Below are 24,182 nucleotides of genomic sequence, written 5' to 3'. Positions count from 1 at the left end.
GGCGTACGCCGTCGGCCTATGACCTGGTGTTCGGCAGTACCGGCTCGAGTGTGTGCCATCGCGAGATCTCACACCCGTTCGACCGGTCGAAGGTGGCGTCGATCTGCCGGCCCCGCCACGTACCGGTGATCCGGGCGGTGGCCGGCCCGCCGAACTGCTGGGTGCACATCTGGTCCTGTGGCACCGGAGCGAACGGGTCCCGCTCCTGCTGCGCGAGCTCCTCGAGGCGTTTGCAGGCCGACTCGGCCGACGGATGCGTCCCGCCGGCCGGCCCGCACTGCAGCTCGTATCTGCCTTCCGTCCGGGTGTTCCCGGTCTGGGAGACGGTTACCGACAGGCGGTCGGGCTGCTCCATCAGCGGCAGGGGCAGTGGCGAGGCGGCCGCCCCCGTGGCGGGGACGGCCGCGGCCAGCGCGGCAACGGACGCGATTGTGGTGAGAATGAGGCGGCGCAGCATGGGGGCTCCTGAAGAGTCATGGGTCCGGTCGGGAGCCGCGACGGGCCCCGGCATGTCTAACGCTCCGCACGCCACGGCGTTGCGCAACCCGAAGCGCTTTGCTCTGCGGGCCAAAGGGCTAGTACCGTGGACGGCGATTGGTGACAGGCCACTCGGCTGTGTCATCATTTGCACGCACCACTCGCGCCCGCGCGGGTGTGCTGGAGGCGTCGCCTAGTCCGGTCTATGGCGCCGCACTGCTAATGCGGTTTGGGTCTTAAAGCCCATCGAGGGTTCAAATCCCTCCGCCTCCGCAGTTGATCACCGAAGCCCCGGCCACACGGCCGGGGCTTCGGTCGTTCCACGGGTGCGCCGCAGAGCCCTGTTTCGGGCGTTTGTCCAGGTCAGAGCTGGTGTGGCTAAAGGATTTCGCGTGGCGGCGCCGGTCATGTAATGTTGTTCCCGCAACGCCGACCGGGCAGAAAAGCCCGGGAAGCAAGGCACTCGTAGCTTAACGGATAGAGCATCTGACTACGGATCAGAAGGTTGCAGGTTCGAATCCTGCCGAGTGCACAGCAGGCGAGAGGCCCCCGGAGATGATCCGGGGGCCTCTCGCGTTGGGGCGTACAGCAGCGAAGTACAGCAACCGCGCCGACTGCTGTCAGCCGGTGCCGCCCATCGCGTCGGACAGCTTGCCGATCGCGGCCCGTACGGCTTCATCGCTTGCTTCGGCGTAGACCTCCATCGTCATGGCGATCTGCGAGTGCCGCAGGATGCGCTGTGCCACCTTCGGGTGGACCTTGAGGGCGACCAGGAGCGAACTGCACGTGTGCCGGGTGTTGCGGAGCGGGATGGCCCGCAGACCGGCGCGGCGAGCCCGAAGGGCGAACATGCGGGTGAGGTTGCCCGGCTCGATCGGGGTGCCGTACTTCGTGGTGAAGATCAGGCCGTGAGTGTCCTGCCAGAGCTCACCGGCAGCCTTCCGGTCGCCGAGCTGCTGGGCGCGGCGCATCCGTAGGGCCTTGAGGCAGAGTGCCGGCAGGGGCAGGAAATCGTCGGAGTCCTCAGTCTTGGTCTCGCGGTGGAGGATCTGACGCCCGGCGCGCTGGATCTGGTGGTCGACGTACAGCTCCCCTGTTTCGAAGTCGACGGACTTCCACGTCAGGCCCAACACCTCCCCGCGGCGCAGCCCGAGGCAGAGCACGAGCACCCAGGCCGCGAAGAGGTGGTCATCGCGGGCGGCGGCGTCGGTGAGGAACTGGCCCGCCTCGGCGACCGACCAGGGCTTGACCCGGCGGCGGCGAGGCTTGGGCACCTTCACGAGCGAGGCGACGTTCTTGCTGATCTCCTCCTCGGCGACCGCATGAGTAAGCGCGGCCCGCAGCGCGTCGCGGGATCCCTGGATCACTCGCCGGGACGGGTACGACTCGCAGCAGTCCCCGACCGCGCAGCACTTGCGGCGGTTGGGTTCCCGCTTCGCGTCCTTGTCCTGGGCGCAGCACTGGCAGACGGTCGCCAGCTTGGTCAGCCACTCGCGCACGTCCCGGACGGTCAGCTTGTCGAGCCGCTTCGCACCGAGGTACGGGCCGATGTAGAGCCGTACGTATCCCTCGTACGAGACGTACGACAGCGGGGCGAGGTTGGGATTCACGATCGAGTCCAGCCAGTAGGCGAGGAAAGCGGCGAGCGTCCGGTGCGCGGTCTGCACCGGGCCCTTCTTCGCTTCGGCGTGGAGCTTGAGCCACTTGTCGTGGACCTCCTCGCGGGTCTTGCCGTAGGCGTACTTCCGGGCCCGCTTGCCCTCCGGCTTGGTGACCCAGACGTAGGCCGCGTAGCCGTTCTTGTACGGGTAGATGGAGCCCTCACCGTTGCCGCGCTTGCCGCTCATGCCGCCCACCCTTCGGCGTCGGTGGTGACGCGCTCGACGTACTCGTCCACCCACGTAGGGAGGATGCGGCGGTTGCGGCCGACCTTCACGGAGCGGATCTCCCCCGTGAGCACGAGCATCTTGGTCTTGGAGAGGCCGAAGCCGAGCATGTCGGCGACCTCTGCGGTGGTGTGCCACTTCCGCTCGATCACGGTGGTGGTCATACGGTGACTCCTTCCAGGGCGAGTTGGTCTTGCAGGGCTTCGCGGGCGGTTTCGCGGTTGAGTTGGATGTCTCGGGCGATGGAGGCGGCGAGGGCGGCTTCACCGGGGGTGTGGCCGTGTCCGGCGTACTCCCAGGAGGCGAGGACGAGGACGGTGTCCGGGTCGCCGAGGGCGTCGTGGTCCTGGGCGGCGCGGTAGTCGGCGCGGATCTGCCGGAGGGCGCCGAGGGTGGTGGAGTAGCGGCGGGATTTGGTGGAGAAGTGGCCGCGGAAGCCGAGCATGTGAGCCCAGGCACCCAGCTTCCGATCCGGGTAGAGCGGGGCGAGATCGAGGCATGCCTCGATGAGGCGGCGCGGGTGGTCGGGCACGTCCAGGAGGTCGAGCACTTCCCGGTTCCCGATCCGGCGGTCGAGGCTGCCGGTCGACTCGGCCGCCTTGGTGGCGTACTTGGCGACGTAGGAGGCCACCGCCTGCTCAGTGATGTCGGAGCCGTCGCCGAACGCCTTGACGGGTCGGATGTCGAGCTGGGTGCCCCAGCGGAAAGGCCGGCGGGGCTGGTCCCCGGCGGCCGGGACGGTGATCGAGGTGTAGGAGTGGGCGACGGCAGCGCGGATGGAGTCGTCGAGCAGCTGCACCGTGGCCCAGGACGGCGGCGGCGAGTCGGGGCCGTCCGGTCCGTCGAGGCGGATCACGGCGTGGAAGTGGATGGCGCCGCGCTTCTGGAACTCGGCGACCTTGCCGTAGGAGAGGCGCAGCACGTCTTTGAGTTCGCGTTGGGTGAGTCCGGCGCGGGCGGCGATCTCGCGGCGCAGGCGGGTGGTGAAGCGCTGCCAGAGCTGTCCGGCGTGGTTGTTGAACAGGACCGTGCCTGCGTAGTCGTAGGTGGCCGGGTCGAGGGCGGTGCCCAGGGCGGGGTCGTCCTCGGGGTGGCGGGTGCCGCAGCGGCAGACGCCACGGTCGGGCCGGTTGTGGACCGGGCCGAAGGAGGGGGCGGTGAGGGTGGCGAAGACGCGCGGGTGGTCGCGGACGGTGGCGGGGATGTCTTTGGACTCGTCGCCCGCGAGGCCCGCGCGGATGAGGTGGTAGGTGTCTCCTGCGTAGGTGTAGGCGCAGGCGGGGCAGCGGGAGGCGCGGCGGTTGCCGCAGGCGACGCGGAGCCGTCCGTCCGGCTCGGTGTCGGTGGAGTAGCGGCGCAGCGTCTCGCCGGTGGTCTTGTCCTTGGCGAGGGTCCAGCCGGTGAGGTGGATCGGGTCGGAGCAGCCGCCGGTGCGGTGGATCTGGTCTTTCCAGCGGTCGAAGCCGGGGGACCCGGCCACCCGGAGGACATCGTCCAGGGTGGCCGGGTCCAGGCCCGCCGCAGTGGCGGTGTCGTTCACGCGCTCTCCTCGTCAAGGTCCGGCAGGGCATCGAGTTCGCGGGCGGCCTGGTCGGCGGCGGCGGAGATGGCGCGCAGGATGTCGGCGGTGCCGGCGGGGGCGATGAGCGCGACGTCGACGGGGCCGCCGCCGATGCGGAGGCTCACGAATTCGTGGTCCGCGAAGACGACGACCCGCGTGCGGGTGTCGGTGGTCAGGTGCGCGGTGACGGTGATGTCTTTCATGCCCGGCCCCCGACCAGCTGGGCGGCGCGAACGGGGCGGGTGCCGGTGCCGTGGCAGGCCGGGCAGTGGACGGTGATGGTGCGCAGGTTGCCGTGGCGGTCGCGGCCGCCGAGGGTGACGCGGACAGTGGGGAAGCCGTCGCAGTTCGAGCAGACCCGCGCGGGCGTGGTGGTGGGCTGGGCCATGATGGGTGTCCCTTCTTGTCCTTTGCGATGGGTTGGGGCACGGCTCCCGGGGCGGGCAAGACTTGGCGGTTGAGACCACCCCGGGGGCCGGTCAGCGGCGCTTGCGCTCGGAGGCGATCAGCGAGCGGACGACGAGCGCGCACACAGCGACCGAGGCCGCGGTGACGGCGACCGCCAGGAGCATCGAGACCAGGACCGCGCCGACGACCAGGACGACGGCGGTGCCGCCACCGACGAGGGCGAGCGCGGTGCCGGGGGTGAGCTGGACCGTGGGCCGGGCCGGTGCCGCCGGGGCGACGGGGACCGGGGCGGGGGTGTGCTGGACGATGGCGGTCGGCTCGACGGCGGGCGGGGTGACGATGCCGGTCGGGGTCGGCATGGTCGGGATCTTCGGTCGGAACATGGGTGCTTCTCCTTTCTGCGGTGGGCTACTTGCTGATGGCGGTGTCGATGACGGGGGCCAGGAGGCTGTCGGCGAGGAGGAAGCCGCCGAGGAGGAGCACGGCGACGAGCCACCAGGGCGGGCGGATGAGCTTGATGCCGAGGGCGCCGACGACGATCAGGGCGAGCCAGAGCGGAACGTCCATGGCGGTGTTCTCCCGTTCAGTTGGTGATGCGGCAGCGGTGGGTGCGGGCGGCGAGCTGGGCGGCCGAGGAGCTGGAGAAGTCGGCGGACCAGCCGCAGCGGTCGGCGGTGCAGACGGCGGCGTGCTTGGTGCGGCCGTGCCGGTCGCGGTGGGTGCCGATCTGTACGGGGCCGATCTGCATCACGGAGTGGAAGTGATCGCGGGCGGGCATCACGGTGTCCTTTCTGGTCAGGCGAGTTGGGCGGCGATGGCGTCGGCCATCGGGGCCGGGACGCCGAGGCGGGCGCGCAGGGTGTCGGTGCCGATCGGTGTGCCGGTCCGGGCGTGGTGGTCGTCGGCGACCTTGCGGGCGTGGTCGACCAACGCGGCCGGGACCGGCGGAGTCGGGACGGGCTCGGCTGCTGAGGGCAGGGCCGGGGCGGGCTCCGGCTCGGCGACGGGAACCGGCTCGGGAGCGGGCTCCGGCTCGGCCGGCACAACCTCGACCGGCTCCGACGTCGACTCAGGGTCGGTCGCGGCGGGTGAGTGGGCGAGGAGGGTGCCGCCGAGGAAGGCGAGCGCGGGCCATCCGGCGATGCCGAAGCGCAGCCAGGCGGGCGGGTGCTGGAGGTCGAGGAATCCGGCGGTGGCGACGTTCGCACCGAGGGATGCGACCAGGGCGATCAGGAACCAGCACCAGGCGAGCCGGGACGGGCCGTCGTTGCGCAGTCGACGCCAGGCGGCGACCAGGAGCAGGTCGACCGAGACGGGGTAGGCCCATGCCTTCCAGCCGGTCTGCCCGGCAGCGGCGGCGAGGTCGTGCAGGTGGGCAAAGGACAGCGCCCCGGCAATCACGGCTTGCACCAGAACGGCGTCGACGCGCAGCTTGCGGGTCATGTCTTCACCTCCTTTGCAGGGCGTTTTGGGCATGGCGGGGGTAGGGAGCTGGCGCGAGACGGTCACGCCGACCGGGATGCGGGGACGGGTCAGGCGGAGGCGGGTGCCTCGGCCTGGGCCGGGATCTTGACGAGCGAGACCGTGAGCGGCAGCTCGGGCCGGAAGGCGGCGAGGCCGGGCAGCTCGGGGGTGTGGTGGGCGTGCCGGTTGCAGGCGTTGACGGCCTCGCGCATCGAGGTGTGCGGGGTGCGGATGCGGGCCCAGCCGCCGGTCGAGTCGCCGGTGACGGCGAGGCCGGGGGTGTCGGTCGGGATGGAGATGGCGGCCAGGACGGCGTCGGGGGCGATGTCGCCGAAGGCCATGTTCGCGGAGGTTTCGTCGTTGACGCGGTGGGCGGTGCGGGCGGTGAGCTGGGCGCGGAGCATGGTGATGCCCTTGCCGAGTTCGGAGCCGAAGCGCTGCCCGCAGATCTCCAGATAGATGCCGGCGGCGCGGCCGAGCTGGGCGAGGCGGGCGAGCGCGGTGATGATCCGGTCCCGGCGCTTCTCCTCTTCCTTCGTGGCGAACAGGGCGAGTTCGGCGACCTCGTCCACGAGTAGGACGATCGGGGTCGGGCGCAGATGGGCCGGGAGGTCCCAGATGTCGGCGGCGATCTCTGCGTCGGGGATGTCGGCGGTGATGCGCTGGTCGGCGCGGATCAGCTGGTAGACGCCCTCCATGTGCGTAACGAGCGCGTCGAGGAGGTCAGCGGCGGTGTCGGGGTTGTCGGCCAGCGCGGAGAACCGGCGGGCCAGCGGGAACAGCTCCACCCCTTGCTTGCAGTCGATGCCGACCAAGGCCACCTTCTCGGCGGCGAGTTCGGCGACCAGGTTGCGCTGGTAGACGGACTTGCCGGACTTCGTTGCCCCGACGGTCAGGGCGTGCGGTGTGGTGCGGTAGTCGCGGTAGTGGACGGCTCCGTCCTCGCGCAGAGCGACGGGGATGCGCATCGGCACGCGGTCGAGCTCGGTGGGCATCTGCACCTTGGCCAGGACGTCGTAGCCAGTCATCCGCAGCTCGACCACACCCGAGCGGATCTCACGTGAAGTGACGCCGTACATGGCGAACGAGTGCCGAAGCCGGTCGCACGAGGCGGCCACGTCGAAGGCGTCCTGTCCGGGCCGAAGCCCCAGCCGTAGGACCAGCCCGGTGCGGGTCGGGCGGATCCGCAGGATGCGCGGCGCACGCGACTCGGGAGCCGGGCGGTTGGCCATCCGGGCGATGGCGAGCCGCCAGCGGGGCGGCGGGACGGTCAGCCCGCACGCTTCCATGACCGAGCCGTAGCGGACCAGGACCCGCAGCACGGCCAGGGCGACTCCGAAGGTCAGCCAGTACCAGGCGGGGCGCCGCCACCGCAAGAGACCCGCGACGGCGACGACCACCAGCAGAGCGACCGTGAAGCCGGTCATGATCAGGCCGCCTTCGGCTTCGCGGCGGACTCGACCAGCGACGTGACGGCGACCGCGCGGAAGGCGATGCCGTGACGGCCATCCCGCTCCCACGGCCGGGCGACCAGGCCGGTCAGCGCGACCGGGGTGCCCATCGTCAGGTCACCGGAGATGCCAGTCTTCGGAACCGTCACGGGCAGGAGTTCCACGGTGTCGTTGGCCGCGAACATCACGTTCACAGTCATCAGCGTCGTCCCGGTCTCGGCGTCGACGGCGATTTCACCGGTACGGCGGTCCTTGACCTTGGGCTGCGGGGGCTGAGCCGCCATGACGGAGGCGGCGGAGGTGTCGACGGGGATCTGACGCACAGAGATCACTCCTCTAGAGGTGCTGGACTCCGTCACTCATGTACATGAGTGACATGAAGAAGAGTGCATGACTCCTGTATATGAGTCAACCCGCCAGGGCGAAGAAGTCCCGGCGGGTTGACAAGAGTTGAGCGTGCGTCAGTCGGCGGCGGGGATGCGGTACTCGAAAACGAACTGGTCAGCGGCCATGAGGGTGTCGCAGACCTCCACCACCCGCCCAGCTTCGGTGACGGCATTGCGGAGCAGGTGAACGACGGGTGCGCCGGGGCTCAGCGCCAGTTCGGATGCCTCAGCCTTGGCGGCCGGGCGTGCAGTCAGTGTCTCGACGAACTCGGCGAAGACGTGGCCGTCGTCCTCCAGGCGGGCATAGATGCCGCCGGGGCCGGGATTCTCCGCGAACAGTTCGGGGATGTCCTTGACCACGTCCCACGGCAGGTACGAGGTGGCTGTCTCCACGGGGACGCCGTTGCGGAAATAGAGCCGCCTACGGGCGAGGACCTGGGTGCCGGCGGAGACGCCGAGCCGGTCGGCGATGTCCTCCGGGGCCTCCATCGGGCCGATGTACAGAACGCTGACTTTGGCCGTGGCGCCGGACTGGGCCGACTCGGCGAGATACGCGGCCTTGCCGCCGCGGCGGTGCGAGGCGCGGAACCGGTCCGAGGAGCGCAGCCGCACGGGCGGCCGGTCCTTCACGATCGAGCCCTTGCCGTGCCGGGTGTCGACGAGCCCGCTCGCCCGGACCTCCACCATCGCCTTGCGGATGGTGCCGCCGGAAACGCCGTAGCGCTCCACCAGCTCGGATTCACTCGGCACCAGGTCACCAGGCTTGAGGACGCCCGCCCGGATCTGCTGAATGATCTCGTCGGCGATCTGAACGTACCGAGGTACGGCCCTCCCACCTCCTACGGCTGTTCCCATAGTCCTTCTCACTCTCCTATGCTCCTGTACATGAGTAACAGCGCCCGAGAGACCCAGTCAACGCCACTGCACTCCGTGTCCGTAGCGGGAGCAGTGGTGCGCGAGGACGGGCGACTCCTGGCGATCCGCCGAGCCGACAACGGAACGTGGGAGCTCCCAGGCGGCGTGCTCGAGCTCACCGAGGCCCCCGAAGACGGCGTAGCCCGCGAAGTCTGGGAAGAGACCGGCATCCGAGTCGAGGTCGACGAGCTCACCGGGGTCTACAAGAACACGACGCGCGGCATCGTCGCCCTGGTCTTCCGGTGCAAACCGTCCGGCGGCGTCGAGCGAACCTCCGCCGAGTCGACCGCGGTTGACTGGCTCACGCCCGAAGAGGTCCGCGAGCGGATGGCCGAGGTCTACGCGGTGCGCCTGCTCGATGCACTGGACGGAGCAGGCCCTCACGTCAGAAGCCACGATGGTCGGCAGCTCCTGGGTAAGTCGGCATGACTGAGCCCAGCCCGACGGGCTTCAAGCCGCTGGACGAGTGGCGCAACATCTACGACTTCCTGGATCAAGTACGCCTGCGACCAAGCATGTGGGTCCGTAGTGGGTCACTGCTGCACCTTCAGTCGATCCTGTACGGGTACAGCGTTGCCTGCAAGATCCACGGAATGCCGGCGGTGACAGATTTCGATCAGCTCGGGCCGTTCAGCGAGTGGCTCTGGCCTCGCCTCGGCATGCGGCACTCGAGCCTCGGTTGGGAGGTCGAGATTCAACGGGCAGCCGAAACAGCGGGCGTCCCGCCCCTAGACATGTTCTTCAACCTCTTGGACGAGTTCCGCACCGAACGTGACGACGCCGTCCAGGATGCTGCGCGGTAAGAGTTTCTCTACTTCATCAAGGCGGCTCGCTCCGCTCGCCGCGCGCGGCCCCGGCTCCAGCGCCGGGCCCCGACGCTCCTGTCTCCGCCCCGCTCCGGGCCCCGGCTCCGCCGACCGCGCGGCTAGAGCGAGCACACCTGAAGCCGTGGACGGTAGCCCGCTGTGGCTGGGCCCGGTCGGCTCCACGGCTTTACGCAGCCACCATGGGGCGAGCCTCGAAGATCGGGGCCCACATCGGGCCTTAACGGGCAGGTCCACAGACTGCCCGATTTCGCTGACCAGCGTACGGGCCCCGATCTCTCGCCCCATGGCAGCTCCCGCCCAAAGCCGCTCCACCGACCTCAGGTGCGTACGTAGACTCGCGCAGTGATCACAGCCGAGCGAGCCCGAGAGATCGTTAACGCCCATCTCGCACAGATGCAGCCGTATCCTCCGGAAGAGGGCGTGACCGCTGTAGTGATCCAAGTGAAGGAGCACCGCTTCGGGTGGGAGTTCACGTATCAAAGCTCCAGATACGTGCAGACCGGGAACTTTCGAGACATGTGGATCGGGGGCGGGCCCATCGTTGTTGACCGCCGCGACGGCCGCCTGGAGGAACTTGGCGGCAGGCAGTTCGGCGACACGGTGGCTGAGTACCAGCGTGTCTACGACCAAGAGACGTCTACCGACGGAAAGCCCTGACCCGTGCCCGTTACGTGCCCGACAGGGCAGGAGCGAACGGGGAACCACGGGGAATAGGGGTGCCAGCGCCACTCATCCGCAGCTCAGCGCCACCGCAGCTCAGCAGGCATCCGCATACGGCGTCTTCCAAACAAGTGCATCAGACGATGGCCAGCCACTCATGACTCGGTCATTGAGACTCCACCGACCTCTGAGGGTCAGCCGCAGCAGACCCTGGTAGAACACGCGTGTGACCTACAGATTCATTGCGAACATCGCCTACGGGTGGCAGGAGAAGCGGCCGCCGGACATCTACGTCCCGACTGCCGGAGTTGCCGAGTCGGAAGACGAAGTGAGCTTCGCGCTCGAGTTTCAAGGTGGCTTCGAGGAACCAGACGAACAGGACATCCGCAACGGCTGCGACTCATACTGCGTTGTCACTCCCGACCAGAACACCGCGTACGGATGCGTGCGCACGGTGGAGCTGGAAGGGAATGTCCTGCGGGTCACATTCGACCCCGCTTACCTGGAAGACCTTTACTTGGATGACCCGGTAGTTGAGGCAGTCCTGCATGCGCCAGTCGAGGACATTGCTCGCATGACCGAGGCACTCACGCGCATCCTCACCTACGGCCGACCCGACGCGCTCCCGGTCGTGATCGGAGTCTGAATCCGCCGGCCCCACGTGGTCAGCATCTCGCCGGTCCTGTCGGTGAGGACCTCAAGTGTCGGGGTGACGAGCGGCAGCGAGGGATGAGTGTCTAACTGCGTGACAACGCCGACGCACAGCAGCGAACGAGCGCGGACATCAGCGGACCATCAGCGCAGGTGGCAAGCACAGCATCCCGAGTACAGGCACCGGCCCAAGTTGCTTCGGGACGAAGAGGTCGTCCGTACAGCAGCGCAGTACCGCAACCCCAGCAACCGTCCCCATCCGGTAGCGTCCCTCCCGGGCCTCGTAGCGGCCGGTATGACCCTCGCTGACCGATCCGGCTAGAGCTACGGATCAGAAGGTTGCAGGTTCGAATCCTGCCGAGTGCACAGCAGGCGAGAGGCCCCCGGAGATAATCCGGGGGCCTCTCGCGTTGGGGGCGGAAGGGCGGGTCGGGGGAGCAGCGGCCGGAGGTACGGATGGCTTGGCGTTGTGCCGGGATCAGTTGGCCCTCGGGGGCGCGGGTGGGCGTGCTCGTGTGGGAGGGCGGGCGGGTCAGTCCGCTTGTCGCCGGCAAGGAGCTGGGTTTCCGGGTCGAGGGAGCCCGTCGGTGTGTCGGCGCGCGGAGGCATGCGTGTCCCACGGCCGCCGTGGTGCCCGGACGGACGACGCAGGCGCGGTGCCCGGAGTGCGCACGGCTGGACCGGGCCCATTCGGTGGCCGCGGACACGATCGCCGACGATCCCCGCACGTACCGCGTGTATCTGGCCTGGTTCGGGCCGGGGATGGTCAAGGTCGGGATCACCGCGGAGGCGCGCGGGCCGGCGCGGCTGCTGGAGCAGGGGGCGGTGGTCTTCAGCTGGCTGGGCCGCGGCCCGCTGATGGCCGCGCGGCGGACGGAGGAACTCCTGCGTGCGGCTCTCGGGGTGCCGGACCGGATCCCGTACGCCGACAAGCGGGCGGTACGGGCCGCGTTGCCGGGCCCGGCCGAGCGGGTCGCGGAGATCGAGGGGCTGCACAGGCGGGCGCTGGCGTTGAACGGGTGGGCGGAGTCGTTGGAGCGGATCGGGTTCGAGGCGGTCGACCATGCCGGGGTGTTCGGGCTCGACGGGCTGCCGGCTGCGACCGGCGTGGTGCGCGAACTGGTGGACGGCGGGGTGGTCGCGGGCCGGCTCCTCGCAGCCGCCGGGCCGGACCTGCATCTGGGGAGCTTCGGGGGGCAGGTCGTCGTCGTGGACACGAGGCTGATGACCGGCTGGGGACTGGTCGGGGCGGACCCCGGGGCCGGGATCAGTGTGCCTGTCGCCGAGGTGGGGGCGGGGGACCCGGGCGTGCAGGACGGTCTGTTCTGATGCGGGCGGACGGGATACAGAGGGGGGAACGGGCACGGGTGGAGGGAGAACGGCGTTGAGTGACGACATCGGTGGCGGCGACGATGTCAGGGACTTCTGGCAGCGGCTCGGGCTGCCGGGGCTCGTGGACGTCCACACGCATTTCATGCCCGAGCGCGTCCTCGCCAAGGTGTGGGCCTACTTCGACGCCGTCGGCCCGATGACCGGGCTGGAATGGCCGATAACCTACCGCCACGAGGAGGAGGAGCGGGTCGCGCTGCTGCGGGAGTTCGGCGTACGAGCCTTCACCTCGATGCTCTACCCGCACAAGGCGGGCATGGCGGCCTGGCTCAACGGGTGGGCGGCGGACTTCGCCGCGCGGACCCCGGACTGCGTGCACACCGCGACACTCTTCCCCGAGGACGGGGTGGCCGCCTATGTGCGCGAGGCGGTCGAGAGCGGGGCGCGGATCTTCAAGTCGCATCTGCAGGTCGGTGCGTACGACCCGTGCGACCCGCTGCTGAACCCGGTGTGGGGGCTGCTCGCCGAGGCGCGGGTGCCGGTGGTGATGCACTGCGGTTCCGGTCCGGCGCCCGGCAAGCACACCGGGCCGGAGCCGGTCGGCCGGCTGCTGGCGCGCCATCCGCGGCTGCGGCTGGTGGTGGCCCACATGGGGATGCCCGAGTACGGCGACTTCCTCGCTCTCGCGGAGCGGTACGAGGAGGTCCGGCTGGACACGACGATGGCGTTCACGGACTTCGGCGAGGCGTTCGCGCCGTTCCCGGAGGGGGAGCGGGGGCGGCTCGCGGACCTCGGGGACCGGATCGTGCTGGGTACGGACTTCCCCAACATCCCCTATCCGTACTTTCACCAGCTGCGGGCGCTGGAGGAACTGGGGCTCGGGGACGACTGGCTGCGGGCCGTCTGTCACGACAACGGCGCGCGGCTACTGGGGCTGACGCCGGGCCGGTGAAGGCGGACGAAGGGGAGGGTGCGGCGAGGGCCTGCCGATGCCCTCCTCGACATCGGCAGGCCCTGGTTCCGGCCTGGAGTTGCGGACCTGTCAGAAGGTCAGGCTCCAGGAGTCGATGTAGCCGGTGTCGCCGCTGTAGACGTCGGTCACCCGAAGCTTCCAGGTGCCGTTCGCGGCGACGCCGGAGGCGTCGACGGTGTAGGTGGTGTTGACGTTGTCCGCGCTGTCGCTGGAGCTGGAGCCCTTCAGCTGGGCGGAGGCGCCGCTCGGGGCGACGATCTCGACGACGAGGTCACCGCGGTAGGTGTGCTTGATGTCGACCGCGATCTTGAGGTCGGCCGGGGCGTTGCCGCTGATGCCGGTCACCGAGAGGGACGAGGTGGCCGCCACGCCGTTGTCGGCGATGTTCACATTGCCCGAGTTGGTGAACACGTTGCCGGTGGGCGGCTCGGGGTCGCCGCCACCGGACGCGCCGAGCGTCGCGGCGGCGTCGGCGAGGCCCGCGCCGCAGCCGCCGGAGCAGGATCCGGGCAGCGTACGGGCGTTGCTCTTGATCGCGGACTCGATCTGCGCCGGCGTCAGCGCGGGGTCGGAGTCCACCATCAGGGCGGCGAGGCCGGCGATGTGCGGGGCGGCCATGCTGGTGCCCTGGTAGGCCGTGTACGTCTCGCTGCCGACGCTGCGGGTGCCGGTGTTCAGCGTGGACCAGATGCCGTTGGCCGAGCTCACCGCGGTCTCGCCGCCGGGGGCGGTGATGTCGACGATGGAGCCGTAGTTGGAGTAGGACGCCCGGTTGCCCTCGCGGTCGGAGGCCGCGACGGTGATGACGTTGCTGCAGCTGGCGGGGTTGAAGTTCGCCGCGTTGGCGTTGCTGTTGCCGGCGGCGACGACGACGGTCGTGCCGCGGCTCACGGCGCTGTTGATGGCGCTCTGGGTGCCGGAGTCGCAGGCACCGCCGCCGCCGAGGCTCATGTTGATGACGTCGGCCGGGTTCGGGTTGGCGGGCACGCCCTGGACCGAGCCGCCGGACGCCCAGGTGATGGCGTCGATGATGTCGGCGGTCGTGCCGCCGCACTTGCCGAGCACGCGGACGGGCTGGATCGTCGCGTCGTACGCGATTCCGGCGACGCCCTTGCTGTTGTTGGTGGAGGCGGCGATGGTGCCGGCGACGTGGGTGCCGTGCCAGGAGTTGTTGGTGTCCCGCGCGGGAACCGGCTGGCCGCTCGCGTCGGTGCCGCACTCGCCCCGGTTCATCCAGTCACCCGGGTCGGCGGGGTTGCTGTCGCGCCCGCCGCCGTCGTTGGCCATGAACGTGTCGGAGATGAAGTCGTATCCGGCGATCACGTTGGAGGCCAGGTCGGAGTGGGCCACGTAGCCGGTGTCGATGACCGCGACCTTCACGCCCTCGCCGGTTGCCTTGTCCCACGCACCCGGGACGTTCATGCCGGCGGTCGCCTCGAACAGGTCCCACTGGCGCTGGTATTCGGTGTCGTTCGGAGCCACGGCGGTGGCGTACATCCGGGTGTCCGGGACGACGTAGGCGACGTCCGGGTCGGCGCGGAAGGCGGCCATGACGTCTTCGGTGTCGGCCTTGCCGAGCTCGGTGCCGAGGTCGATGAGCGCGGCGCCGGTGCCGAGGCGCCGGTCGAAGTCGAGGGACTCCCCGGCCTTGCGGCCCTTGGCTTCGGCGTCCTTGTCGGCCGCGTCGTCGGACTTCGCCTCCGCGGCCTGTGCCTTGTAGCCGACGATCAGTCGCTCGACGGGCGCCTTGTCCGTGGCGTTGGCCGGAACGGCCGCCGGCTGGGCGGGCCCGGGGAGGGGCGCGGCGATGGAGGTGGCGGCGCCGGCGCACAGCAGAGCGGTGGTGGTCACCGCGAGGAGGGATATGCGAAAGGGTCTGGAACCGTTCAAAGTGGCTGCTGCCTTTCAAGTCCGTTCCGGCAGGCATGACCCGCGTGGGGTTGGTTCGGGTCATGACAAGCCGGCCCTGCGGCCGCGTCAGGGAAGTGAGGGGTTGGGTGAGACGGCCGGGGCGCACGGGCGGGTTGGGGGCCCGACCGTGCAGGCACCGGCCGAACGACGCGTGGTCAGCAGCTCCCCCGCGGCGGACCGTGTTCGGTCGGCCAGTGGCTGGAACCTACGGCGAGATTTCGTACACGCCTATACGGGTACGGGGTGCTACGGATACCTGATTAACCCCTACTGCTGCGGTAATCCGCCTCATTTGAACCGCTATGCGGGGCCGGGAGGTCGGCGACCGAGGGACGGGTCTCGGCCAAGTCCTGCCGTGACTGGGTGCCGAGTTTGCGCATGGCCCGTGCGACGTGTTGCTCCACGGTCCGCGGGGACAGATGCAGCGTCGTCGCGATCTCCCGGTTCGTCAGCCCGGTCGCCGCGAGCTCGGCGACCTCGCTCTCCCGGGGCGAGAGCTGGTCCCCGTACGAGGGCCTGCCGGGCGGCCGGACCTCCCTGGCCGGCTGATGCGAGCGGAGTACGGCACGGGCGCGGGCGGCGTCCCAGACGGCGCCGAGTTCGGCGAACTGCTGCGTACATGCGGTCAACTCGGCGACGGCCCGGGCCCTGAGGGCACCGGCCGCGTCGGCCTGGTCGACGGCACCTGCCCCGGTCCCGGCTTGTGCGCCCGTCCCGGTTCCGCCGTGCGCGCCTGCCCCGGTTCCGGCTTCCGCGCCGCTCCCGTCCGCTCCCGCGTCGGCTTCCGCGCCCGTGCAGCCCCCGGCCTCCGTGCCCGACCCGGCTGCTTCCACCGCCGTCGTCGTCTCCGTCGCCGCCGCCTCCAGCGCGCAACGAGCCGCGCCCTCGGTGGTCAGGGCCTGGGCGTACGGCCGGGGCAGTGCTGCGTACGCCGCCGCGGCCTGGCGGTAGAGCGGGACGGCGTCCCGCGGACGCCCGCCCGCCTCGGCCAGCACGGCCCGGCTCCAGGCCAGCGCGGCGGACGCGGCGGGCGACTGCACTCCCGAGAGTCCCGCGGCGAAGTCGTCCACCATGGCCCCGGCCGTCGTGTGGTCGCCCGCCCGCGCCGTGGCCTCCACGGCCCAGGGCGCGAGCTCCGCAGCCCATACCCACACGCCCTTCGCCACCACGTCCGCCCATGCCTTCTCGGCCTCGGCCACCGCCGTTGGCAGGTCCTGCCGGGCGAGTGCGAGGCGGATCAGGGCTCCGGACGTGGTCGCGGCCAGGGGCGCCGCCGCGTGTTCGTGGGACGAGGCGTCGGGGCCGGACAGCCAGGACGACGCCCGCCCCCACTCTCCCTGTGCCAGGGCGAGCAGCCCGCGCACCATGCGGGCGTCGGCGCAGATGACGGGCATGTCGGAGGTCGCCGTCACGAACGTCTCGCACCGCTCGGCCAGTCCGGCCCATCGCCCGGTGACGAACTCGAGCAGCAGCCGGGCACCCAGGGCGGTGTGCTCGGTGTAGGGGGCGCCGCTCTTCGCGGAGAGTTCGAGGCCCTCCGTCAGGAGTTCCTCCGCGCGCTCGTGGTGGCCGAGCCACACCGCGGAGTCCGCCGCGTTGCACAGGCCGCGCGCGGCATGCTGACGGCATCGCGGATCAGGACTGTCCGTGGGCAGTGTCGTGACGAGGTCCCATGCCCGCGGGTCGCCGCAACTCATGGCGAGGCCCACACGGTTGGCGGCGACGGCCGTGCGGACGACTTCGTCCCCGCTGTCGGCGGCGGCCTGTGCCGCGCCCTCCAGCCAGGCCCGGTGGACATCGATCGAGCACCCGGGCCAGTACGGCATCGCGAGCGCCGACATCGCCCGGGCCGCCAGGTCCGGCCGGGCGTCCTTCAGTTCGGCGACGGCCCGCTCCAGTTCCTGCCAGCCCTTTCCGCCCATACCGACCTGGTTGCACAGCAGCAGTCCCAGATCGAGCCGGAGCTCGCCGCGGACGGCGGCCGGCAGGGCCGGGTCCTCGACGATCTGGCCCAGCACCTCGACGGTCTGGTTCGAGCGCAGACCGACGACCGCGCTGCGCGCCAGCATCGGTGCGAGCCGCGCGCGTGTCCGCGGGGGCACCGAGGGGGAGGCCAGCGTCTGCTCCAGCAGCCGGATCGCCTCCTGGTGGCGTCCGGCCTCCGCGGCCTCCAGCGCAGCGTGTTCCACGGCGCGCAGCCAGCCGCGGACGCGCCCGCCTTCCTTGTGGTGCCGTGCCAGCGATATCCAGGGCACGGGCTGTCTGCGGGCAAGTACGTCCGCCGCCCGCCCGTGCAGCTCCTGCCGTACGGGTCCCGGCACGGACCCGTGCACGGCGAGGGCGGCGAGCGGGGCGGGCAGTCCGTATCGGCCCTCCCCCGCCTCCGTCAGGGCCGCGCCGGAGAGCGCGGCGAGCAGGGCCTGCCTGCCGTGTTCGGGGCCCAGTCCGGACACGGCGACCAGTTCGTCGCCGGTCGCCGGCTCGTCCAGCACGGCGGCGGCCCAGACGATCGGCCGGTGCTCGGGGAGCAGCGCGGCCGTCCGGCCGAGGCTCAGGTCGGACAGCCGTACGGGCACACCGACGGCGTCGACGTCGGCGGCCGTGCACCGCTGCCGGGTGCTCTGGCCGAGAACCGCCAGCAGGTCGACCACGACCTGCGCCACCCCGCCCGAGCGCTCGTGCAGTCGGGTCACCGCCTCGGCCGTGCAGCGTTCGCCGAGTGCGCCCGTCGCGGCCTGCCGGACCTGGGCGGCGCTCCACGGCTGGATGCGGTGGCGCAGGACGGTCAGCTCGGGCGGGTAACGAGGCGGTGGCGCGCCCAGGGGCAGCCCGGGGTCGGTCAGCTCCTCGGGCCGGTAGGTGACCAGGACCGCCAGTCCGGGCTGCGGATGTTCCAGCAGGCGGCGGAGCGCGAGGAGCTCGTTCGCGTCCGCGCGCTGGACGTCGTCCACGACGAGCAGGACCGGCTCGCCCCGGGCCGGCTCCGGCGGTGTGCCGCCTTCGCCGCACGCCCAGCGCAGGCAGGTGGCCCGGGTGGCCTCCGGGAGCGCGGTCAGCTCCTGGGCGAGGCGGCTCTTGCCCGTACCGGCAGCGCCTTCCACCAGGACGAGCAGGGGCGCGGCGCTGTCCGCGGTGAGCGTCCGGCGCAGCCGCTGCTGCCAGAAGGATTCGTGTGCCGTGACCACGCCGCTCGTCCCCTGACTCTCGGTTCCCGATCCCCTGAGGTATCCGTATGCGATGCACCGTATACATCTGTTGGCGCGCGCCCGTACCTTCTCAGGGAATTCACAGGTTCGGAAAAGAAGCCTCTCAGGCCAAGGTCACAGGCTGGCGAACATGACCACGACCACGCCCCGGGGGCGCACAGAAATGCTCAGGCCGGACGGCAGCCCCGTGCGGGTGCTCGTCGTGGACGACGAGGCGTCGCTGAGCGAGCTGCTGTCGATGGCTCTGCGGTACGAGGGCTGGGAGGTGCGCAGCGCGGGCGACGGCGCGGGGGCGGTGCGCGCGGTGCGTGAGTTCCGGCCCGACGCGGTCGTCCTCGACGTCATGCTGCCGGACATGGACGGGCTCACCGTCCTGGGGCGGCTGCGGCGTGAACTGCCCCAGGTGCCCGTCCTCTTCCTGACGGCCCGGGACGCCGTGGAGGACCGGATCGCCGGGCTGACGGCCGGCGGCGACGACTACGTCACCAAGCCGTTCTCGCTGGAGGAGGTCGTGGCCCGGCTGCGGGGGCTGATCCGGCGGTCGGGTACGGCCGCCGTGCGCAGCGAGTCGCTGCTCGCCGTCGGTGACCTGACGCTCGACGAGGACAGCCACGAGGTGACGCGGGGCGGTCGGTCGATCCATCTCACCGCCACCGAGTTCGAGCTGCTGCGCTATCTGATGCGTAACCCGCGCCGGGTGCTGAGCAAGGCGCAGATCCTGGACCGGGTGTGGAGCTACGACTTCGGGGGTCAGGCCAATGTCGTCGAGCTGTACATCTCGTATCTGCGCAGGAAGATCGACGCGGGTCGCTCGCCGATGATCCACACGCGCCGCGGAGCGGGGTACCTGATCAAGCCGGGTGAGTGAGATGGCGGTGAGCCGTCCGTGGTCGCTGCGGACCCGGCTGGTGGTGTCCGCCGTGCTGCTGATCGCCATGGTGGGCGCGGTGATCGGGACGGTCACCACGATCGCGTTCCGCACCCATCTCCACAGGCAACTGGACTCCGAACTGCGCGCGGTGGCGGCACGCGCCGCGGGGCCGCAGGTCAGGAGCGACGACAAGCCGCCGGGCGGCATGCCGCGCAAGGGGCCGCTGGACTTCGTCACGGGCGGCGGCGCGCCGGTGGGGACGGTGGGCGCGCTGGTCGAGGCAGACGGCAGAGTCGAGGTGGCGGTCGCCAGCACCCAGGAGGAACCGGACGGCCCCGCGCCCACCGAGCAGCCGCTCACCCGGGCGCAGCGCGAAGCGCTGGCGTCGGTGGCGCGCGACGGCGAGCCGCACACGGTGGAGCTGCCGGGGCGGGGCGGGTACCGGGTGGAGTACGCCGAGGGCGTGCGGGGATCGTTCCTGGTCGGGATGCCCACGCGTGAGGTGGAGAACACGCTCGGGACTCTGATCGTCGTCGAGATGTGTGTCACGGGCGCCGGGTTGGTCGCCGCCGGGTTCGCGGGCGTCGGCATGGTCGGGATGGCGCTGCGGCCGCTGCGGCGGGTCGCCGCGACCGCGACCCGCGTCTCCGAACTGCAACTCCACAGCGGGGAGGTGGCCCTGCACGAGCGGGTGCCGGAGGCCGAGGCCGATCCGCGCACCGAGATCGGGCAGGTCGGCGCGGCGCTGAACCGCATGCTCGGCCATGTCGGTTCGGCGCTCGCGGCACGGCAGGAGAGCGAGACGCGGGTACGGCAGTTCGTCGCTGACGCCAGCCATGAGCTGCGCACACCGCTGGCCTCGATACGCGGGTACGCGGAGCTGACGCGACGCGGCCGCGAGAGGCACACGGCCGGCTCGGACACCCGGCACGCACTGGGCCGTATCGAGGCAGAGGCGACGCGGATGACGGGGCTTGTGGAAGATCTGCTGCTGCTCGCCCGGCTGGACGCGGGACGGCCGCTCTCGCAGGAGAGCACTGATCTCTCACGGTTGGTCGTGGACGCCGTGGCGGACGCGCGGGCGGCAGGACCGGACCATGTGTGGCGGCTGGAGCTGCCGCCCGAGCCGGCGACCGTACGGGGCGACGGGCCCCGGCTTCACCAGGTCCTGGTCAACCTCCTGGCCAACGCCCGCACCCATACGCCCCCGGGCACGGCCGTCACGGCGCGCGTGCGCCCCACCGCGCCGGACCATCGTTCCGGGGCCGGCGCACCGGCAGGCATGGTCGGCGCAAGGGCCGGCGCACCGGCCGGCGTCGTACTCGAGATCGAGGACGACGGCCCCGGTGTCCCTCAGGAACTGCTCCCCCACATCTTCGAGCGCTTCGCCCGTGGTGACGCCTCCCGGTCGCGGCAGGCGGGCAGCACCGGCCTCGGGCTCGCCATCGTGCACGCCGTGGTCGCCGCTCACGGAGGCGCCGTGTCCGTGCGGTCGCGTCCCGGCCGCACCGTCTTCTCGGTCGCGCTGCCGCCTGCGGGCCCCGCCGCCCCGCACCACTCACAGACGGTCCACAGGCTGATCACACAGGCGTGACAGCGGTCCCTCCGAGGCTCGTCGGTATGCGAACCGACACCCCATGGGGGACCCTGCCGGCCCGCGAGCACCTGCTCGCCGGGACGGCCGACCGACCCGTACTCGATGTGGTGATCCCCGTCCACAACGAGGAGGCCGACCTCGAACGGTGCGTACTGCGGCTGCACGAGCACCTTTCCAGGACCTTCCCGTACGGCTTCCGGATCACCGTCGCGGACAACGCGAGCACCGACCGTACGCCCGAGGTCGCGGCGCGCCTGGAGGCGGGCATCGCCGAAGTGCGGGCGTACCGGCTGGAGGGGAAAGGGCGAGGGCGGGCGCTGCGCACGGTCTGGACCCACTCGGACGCTCCCGTCCTCGCCTACATGGACGTCGACCTGTCCACCGACCTCAACGCCCTGCTCCCGCTGGTCGCCCCGCTGATCTCCGGGCACTCGGACCTCGCGATCGGCTCCCGGCTGGCACGCGCCTCGCGGGTGGTACGCGGCCCGAAGCGGGAGTTCGTCTCCCGCGCCTACAACCTGATCCTCAAGTCCTCGCTGGCCGCCCGTTTCTCCGACGCACAGTGCGGGTTCAAGGCGATACGGCGAGACGTGGCACAGCGGCTGCTGCCAATGGTCGAGGACACCGGATGGTTCTTCGACACCGAACTGCTGGTGCTGGCGGAACGCGCGGGGCTGCGCATCCACGAGGTGCCGGTGGACTGGGTCGACGACCCCCACTCGACGGTCCACATCGTCAGTACCGCCACCGAGGACCTCAAGGGCGTCTGGCGGGTGGGGCGCGCGCTCGCGGTCGGCGCGCTGCCTCTGGACCGCCTCGCACGGCCCTTCGGCGACGATCCGCGCGACCGGGAACTGCCGGGAGTGCCCCGGGGACTGGCCCGCCAGCTCGTCGGCTTCTGTGTGGTCGGAGCCTTCTCGACCCTGCTCTATCTGCTGCTGTACTCGCTCTTCCGCGGCGGCCTCGGCGACGCCGGCGGCCTCGGCCCGCAGACCGCCAACGCCACCGCCCTGCTGCTCTCCGCGGTCGCCAACACGGCGGCCAACCGACGGCTGACGTTCGGGGTCCGCGGCCGGGCGCGGGCGGTACGCCACCAGGCGCAGGGCCTCGTCGTGTTGGGCGTCGGACTCGCGCTGACCAGTGGTTCGCTCGCCGCCCTGGACTCGGCGGCCGGCAGCCCCTCCCACGGCACGGAGCTGACCGTCCTGATCGCCGCGAACCTCGCCGCGACCGTGCTGCGGTTCCTGCTCTTCCGGGCGTGGGTCTTCCCCGACCGCCGCCGGACGCACGAGGACCCGGCGCAAGGCCGCGCGGCAGCCGGCGAGTTGGCGCAAGGCCGCGCGATCTACGACAACGCCGCGCAAGGCCGCGCGACCCGCGACGACGCCGCGCAAAACCGCCCGACCCACGACGACATGAGGTACATCCCGTGACCACGACACTTCCCTCCGGCGGGCCCACGACGGCCGACGGCGCGGGCCGCGTCCGCCCGCACACCGGAGCCCTGGCGGGGGTGTGGCGCGGCAGGGAGGGCGACGCCCGCTGGGTGCGGCCGGCCTTCCTCGCCCTGCTGCTCGCCACCACCCTGCTCTACCTCTGGAACCTGAGCGCCTCCGGATACGCCAACTCCTTCTATTCCGCGGCTGTGCAGGCGGGCAGCGAGAGCTGGAAGGCCTTCTTCTTCGGATCGTCCGACGCCGCCAACTCCATCACCGTCGACAAGCCCCCGGCGGCGCTCTGGCCGATGGCCCTGTCCGTGCGGCTCTTCGGCCTCGGCTCGTGGCAGATCCTCGTTCCCGAAGTGCTGATGGGCGTCGCCACGGTCGGCGTGCTGTACGCGGCGGTGCGACGGCGTTTCACGCCGGCGGCCGGCCTGGTCGCGGGCGCCGTGCTGGCGCTGACGCCGGTCGCCGCGCTGATGTTCCGCTTCAACAACCCGGATGCGCTGCTCGCGCTGCTGATGACGGTCACCGTGTACTGCGTCCTGCGTGCGCTCGAGGGCGCGCGGACGAAGTGGCTGGTGTGGGCGGGTGTCGCGGTGGGTCTCGCGTTCCTGACGAAGACGCTGCAGGCGTTCCTGGTCCTGCCGCCGCTGGCGATCGTGTACGCCGTGTGCGCGCCGACGACCCTGCGGCGCAGGCTCGGCCAACTCGCCCTGGCGGGCCTCGCGATCGTCGTCTCCGGCGGCTGGTGGGTGGCGGTCGTCGAGCTGTGGCCGACGTCGTCGCGCCCGTACATCGGCGGCTCGCAGAACAACAGCTTCCTGGAACTGACCTTCGGCTACAACGGCCTCGGCCGGATCAATGGCGAGGAGACAGGCAGCGTCGGAGGCGGCGGAGGCCGCGGCTGGGGCGAGAGCGGCATCGACCGGATGTTCGCGGGGAACATCGGCGGACAGATCTCCTGGCTGCTGCCCGCCGCCCTGCTGCTGCTCGTCGCGGGCCTGGTGCTGACCTCCCGGGCGGGCCGCTCGGACACGGCGCGTGCGGCGTTCGTGGTCTGGGGCGGCTGCTTGTTGATGACGGCGGGGATCTTCAGCTTCATGGCCGGGATATTCCACGAGTACTACACCGTCGCTCTGGCGCCGTACATCGCCGCGCTGGCCGGCATGGGCGCCACGATGCTGTGGGAGGAGCGGGCGAAGCCGCTGTGGGCCGCCGTTTCGGCGGCGACGGTGGGGCTGACGGCATGGTGGTCGTACGTGCTGTTGGGCCGGTCCGCGGACTATCTGCCGTGGCTGCGTACGGCGGTGCTGATCGGCGGTCTCGTCGCCGCGTCGGGTCTGCTGCTCGGGGCCCGGACGGGTCGCAGGCCGGCGATCGGGGCGGCGGCCCTGGCCCTCGTCGTGTCGCTGGCCGGGCCTGCGGCGTATTCGCTGACGACGCTTGCCCAGGGGCACTCGGGCTCCATCGTGACGGCGGGCCCCGCGGTGGCCGGCAGCCGGGGCGGCGGTCCCGGCGGCGGGCCGCCCGGAGCTGCGGGCGGGGACGACGGCGGTGCCCGGATGCAGCCGCCCGGCGGGCAGGGCGCGATTCGGGGCGCGCCCGACGGCCAAGGCCAGAGGCAGGGCCAAGGCCGAGGCCAGGCCCAGGGCCGAGGCCAGGACGGCCAGGGCCGGATGCCCGGTGACGGCTTCCCCGGCCGCGGTGAGGCGGACGGAGGCGGCGGAGGCGGCGGCATGAGCGGCCTGCTGCGCGGCTCGAACGTCGGCGCCGAGGCCGCGGCCGCGCTGGAGCGGAACGCCGACGCGTACACCTGGGCCGCCGCGGCCATCGGCTCCCAGAACGCGGCGAGCTACCAACTCGCCATCGGCGAACCGGTGATGGCGGTCGGCGGTTTCAACGGCAGCGACCCGTCGCCCACCCTCGCCCGGTTCAAGCAGTACGTGGCCGAAGGGCGGATCCACTACTTCATCGGCGGCGACGCAGGCCGGGGCGGCGGTGGCGGAGGTCTCGGCGGCAACACCGGTTCTGAGATCTCTGCCTGGGTCCAGGAGACGTTCACCGAGGTCACCGTGGGTGGGGCGACGCTCTACGACCTGACGGACCCGAAATAGCGCTATACAGCGTAGAGGAATCTCTTGTACGGTGTACGGGAACTAGTCCCGTA

25 protein-coding genes and 2 tRNA genes are annotated in these 24,182 nt (G+C 71.2%); 12 read left to right on the top strand and 15 right to left on the bottom strand.

What is annotated here, in order from left to right:
• Positions 1 to 16: 16 nt before the first annotated feature.
• On the bottom strand, positions 17 to 457 hold the full coding sequence (locus ACZ4SA_RS01880) for an SSI family serine proteinase inhibitor (RefSeq protein WP_468268624.1): 441 nt from the start codon (positions 455 to 457) through the stop codon (positions 17 to 19).
• Positions 458 to 659: 202 nt separating this feature from the next.
• Here ACZ4SA_RS01880 and ACZ4SA_RS01875 point away from each other — a divergent pair.
• Both ACZ4SA_RS01875 and ACZ4SA_RS01870 read left to right on the top strand, forming a co-directional pair.
• Positions 660 to 750, top strand: a tRNA-Ser gene (locus ACZ4SA_RS01875).
• A 186-nt stretch (positions 751 to 936) separates the two neighbouring features.
• Positions 937 to 1,009, top strand: a tRNA-Arg gene (locus tag ACZ4SA_RS01870).
• Positions 1,010 to 1,097: 88 nt separating this feature from the next.
• Here ACZ4SA_RS01870 and ACZ4SA_RS01865 read toward each other — a convergent pair.
• The 12 genes from ACZ4SA_RS01865 to ACZ4SA_RS01810 form a co-directional block, all read right to left on the bottom strand.
• Entirely contained in the window at positions 1,098 to 2,324 is a 1,227-nt protein-coding gene (locus tag ACZ4SA_RS01865; protein WP_468268621.1) for a site-specific integrase, read from the bottom strand.
• Positions 2,321 to 2,527: an excisionase family DNA-binding protein gene (locus ACZ4SA_RS01860; RefSeq protein ID WP_468268618.1), complete on the bottom strand. Its 207-nt coding sequence runs from the start codon at positions 2,525 to 2,527 to the stop codon at positions 2,321 to 2,323. Before ACZ4SA_RS01860 ends, ACZ4SA_RS01865 begins: the two co-directional genes overlap by 4 nt.
• Positions 2,524 to 3,903 carry a replication initiator protein RepSA gene (repSA, locus tag ACZ4SA_RS01855; RefSeq protein WP_468268615.1) on the bottom strand — a complete coding sequence of 460 codons (1,380 nt, stop codon included), beginning with the start codon at positions 3,901 to 3,903 and terminating at the stop codon, positions 2,524 to 2,526. The genes ACZ4SA_RS01860 and repSA overlap by 4 nt, the downstream gene beginning before the upstream one ends.
• Positions 3,900 to 4,127, bottom strand: a complete 228-nt coding sequence (locus tag ACZ4SA_RS01850) for a hypothetical protein (RefSeq protein ID WP_468268612.1) — start codon at positions 4,125 to 4,127, stop codon at positions 3,900 to 3,902. Before ACZ4SA_RS01850 ends, repSA begins: the two co-directional genes overlap by 4 nt.
• Positions 4,124 to 4,312 (bottom strand): hypothetical protein, encoded by a 189-nt coding sequence (locus ACZ4SA_RS01845; RefSeq protein ID WP_468268609.1) that lies wholly within the window; start codon positions 4,310 to 4,312, stop codon positions 4,124 to 4,126. Before ACZ4SA_RS01845 ends, ACZ4SA_RS01850 begins: the two co-directional genes overlap by 4 nt.
• 91 nt (positions 4,313 to 4,403) lie before the next feature.
• The gene (locus ACZ4SA_RS01840; protein ID WP_468268606.1) at positions 4,404 to 4,715 is read right to left on the bottom strand and encodes a SpdD-like protein; all 312 of its coding nucleotides are present in this window, start codon (positions 4,713 to 4,715) and stop codon (positions 4,404 to 4,406) included.
• A gap of 25 nt (positions 4,716 to 4,740) precedes the next feature.
• Positions 4,741 to 4,899: a hypothetical protein gene (locus ACZ4SA_RS01835; protein WP_017947661.1), complete on the bottom strand. Its 159-nt coding sequence runs from the start codon at positions 4,897 to 4,899 to the stop codon at positions 4,741 to 4,743.
• Positions 4,900 to 4,915: 16 nt separating this feature from the next.
• The gene (locus ACZ4SA_RS01830) at positions 4,916 to 5,110 is read right to left on the bottom strand and encodes a mobile element transfer protein (protein ID WP_468268602.1); all 195 of its coding nucleotides are present in this window, start codon (positions 5,108 to 5,110) and stop codon (positions 4,916 to 4,918) included.
• Between the two features lie 17 nt (positions 5,111 to 5,127).
• A complete protein-coding gene (locus ACZ4SA_RS01825; RefSeq protein WP_468268599.1) occupies positions 5,128 to 5,775 on the bottom strand; it encodes a DUF2637 domain-containing protein in 648 nt (215 codons plus the stop codon).
• A gap of 89 nt (positions 5,776 to 5,864) precedes the next feature.
• Positions 5,865 to 7,223, bottom strand: coding sequence for an FtsK/SpoIIIE domain-containing protein (locus ACZ4SA_RS01820; protein WP_468268596.1), 1,359 nt, complete (start codon positions 7,221 to 7,223; stop codon positions 5,865 to 5,867).
• Positions 7,224 to 7,225: 2 nt separating this feature from the next.
• Positions 7,226 to 7,570 (bottom strand): SCO3933 family regulatory protein, encoded by a 345-nt coding sequence (locus ACZ4SA_RS01815; RefSeq protein ID WP_468268593.1) that lies wholly within the window; start codon positions 7,568 to 7,570, stop codon positions 7,226 to 7,228.
• A gap of 138 nt (positions 7,571 to 7,708) precedes the next feature.
• Positions 7,709 to 8,488 carry a GntR family transcriptional regulator gene (locus ACZ4SA_RS01810; protein ID WP_468268590.1) on the bottom strand — a complete coding sequence of 260 codons (780 nt, stop codon included), beginning with the start codon at positions 8,486 to 8,488 and terminating at the stop codon, positions 7,709 to 7,711.
• A gap of 18 nt (positions 8,489 to 8,506) precedes the next feature.
• Here ACZ4SA_RS01810 and ACZ4SA_RS01805 point away from each other — a divergent pair, with 18 nt between their 5' ends.
• The 6 genes from ACZ4SA_RS01805 to ACZ4SA_RS01780 all read left to right on the top strand — a co-directional run bounded on the left by ACZ4SA_RS01805 (position 8,507) and on the right by ACZ4SA_RS01780 (position 12,967).
• Positions 8,507 to 8,977: an NUDIX hydrolase gene (locus ACZ4SA_RS01805; RefSeq protein ID WP_468268587.1), complete on the top strand. Its 471-nt coding sequence runs from the start codon at positions 8,507 to 8,509 to the stop codon at positions 8,975 to 8,977.
• Positions 8,974 to 9,351, top strand: a complete 378-nt coding sequence (locus ACZ4SA_RS01800) for a hypothetical protein (RefSeq protein ID WP_468268584.1) — start codon at positions 8,974 to 8,976, stop codon at positions 9,349 to 9,351. Before ACZ4SA_RS01805 ends, ACZ4SA_RS01800 begins: the two co-directional genes overlap by 4 nt.
• 366 nt (positions 9,352 to 9,717) lie before the next feature.
• A complete protein-coding gene (locus ACZ4SA_RS01795; protein WP_467534508.1) occupies positions 9,718 to 10,032 on the top strand; it encodes a YrhB domain-containing protein in 315 nt (104 codons plus the stop codon).
• A 229-nt stretch (positions 10,033 to 10,261) separates the two neighbouring features.
• On the top strand, positions 10,262 to 10,681 hold the full coding sequence (locus tag ACZ4SA_RS01790; protein WP_468268580.1) for an Imm10 family immunity protein: 420 nt from the start codon (positions 10,262 to 10,264) through the stop codon (positions 10,679 to 10,681).
• A gap of 461 nt (positions 10,682 to 11,142) precedes the next feature.
• Positions 11,143 to 12,015 (top strand): DUF2797 domain-containing protein, encoded by an 873-nt coding sequence (locus ACZ4SA_RS01785; protein WP_468268577.1) that lies wholly within the window; start codon positions 11,143 to 11,145, stop codon positions 12,013 to 12,015.
• A gap of 55 nt (positions 12,016 to 12,070) precedes the next feature.
• Positions 12,071 to 12,967, top strand: a complete 897-nt coding sequence (locus ACZ4SA_RS01780) for an amidohydrolase family protein (RefSeq protein ID WP_468268574.1) — start codon at positions 12,071 to 12,073, stop codon at positions 12,965 to 12,967.
• A 90-nt stretch (positions 12,968 to 13,057) separates the two neighbouring features.
• Here ACZ4SA_RS01780 and ACZ4SA_RS01775 read toward each other — a convergent pair whose 3' ends face one another.
• Positions 13,058 to 14,839, bottom strand: a complete 1,782-nt coding sequence (locus tag ACZ4SA_RS01775; RefSeq protein WP_468268571.1) for a S8 family serine peptidase — start codon at positions 14,837 to 14,839, stop codon at positions 13,058 to 13,060.
• A 320-nt stretch (positions 14,840 to 15,159) separates the two neighbouring features.
• Complete coding sequence (locus ACZ4SA_RS01770; RefSeq protein ID WP_468268568.1) at positions 15,160 to 18,084, bottom strand: LuxR C-terminal-related transcriptional regulator; 2,925 nt, start codon at positions 18,082 to 18,084, stop codon at positions 15,160 to 15,162.
• A gap of 151 nt (positions 18,085 to 18,235) precedes the next feature.
• Between ACZ4SA_RS01770 and ACZ4SA_RS01765 the strand changes: the two genes are divergently transcribed.
• Genes ACZ4SA_RS01765 through ACZ4SA_RS01750 form a run of 4 tightly spaced genes read left to right on the top strand, consistent with a single transcriptional unit; the run spans position 18,236 to position 24,129 of the window.
• Positions 18,236 to 18,973: a response regulator transcription factor gene (locus ACZ4SA_RS01765; protein WP_468268565.1), complete on the top strand. Its 738-nt coding sequence runs from the start codon at positions 18,236 to 18,238 to the stop codon at positions 18,971 to 18,973.
• Between the two features lies 1 nt (position 18,974).
• A complete protein-coding gene (locus tag ACZ4SA_RS01760; RefSeq protein WP_468268562.1) occupies positions 18,975 to 20,570 on the top strand; it encodes a HAMP domain-containing sensor histidine kinase in 1,596 nt (531 codons plus the stop codon).
• 26 nt (positions 20,571 to 20,596) lie between these two features.
• The gene (locus ACZ4SA_RS01755; protein WP_468268559.1) at positions 20,597 to 22,006 is read left to right on the top strand and encodes a bifunctional glycosyltransferase family 2/GtrA family protein; all 1,410 of its coding nucleotides are present in this window, start codon (positions 20,597 to 20,599) and stop codon (positions 22,004 to 22,006) included.
• Complete coding sequence (locus tag ACZ4SA_RS01750; RefSeq protein ID WP_468268556.1) at positions 22,003 to 24,129, top strand: ArnT family glycosyltransferase; 2,127 nt, start codon at positions 22,003 to 22,005, stop codon at positions 24,127 to 24,129. Before ACZ4SA_RS01755 ends, ACZ4SA_RS01750 begins: the two co-directional genes overlap by 4 nt.
• Positions 24,130 to 24,182 lie beyond the last annotated feature (53 nt).

It is taken from the genome of Streptomyces sp. NPDC027962, assembly GCF_055566095.1.
Note: the sequence above shows the minus strand (reverse complement) of the source record. Positions and strands in the feature narration are given on the sequence as shown.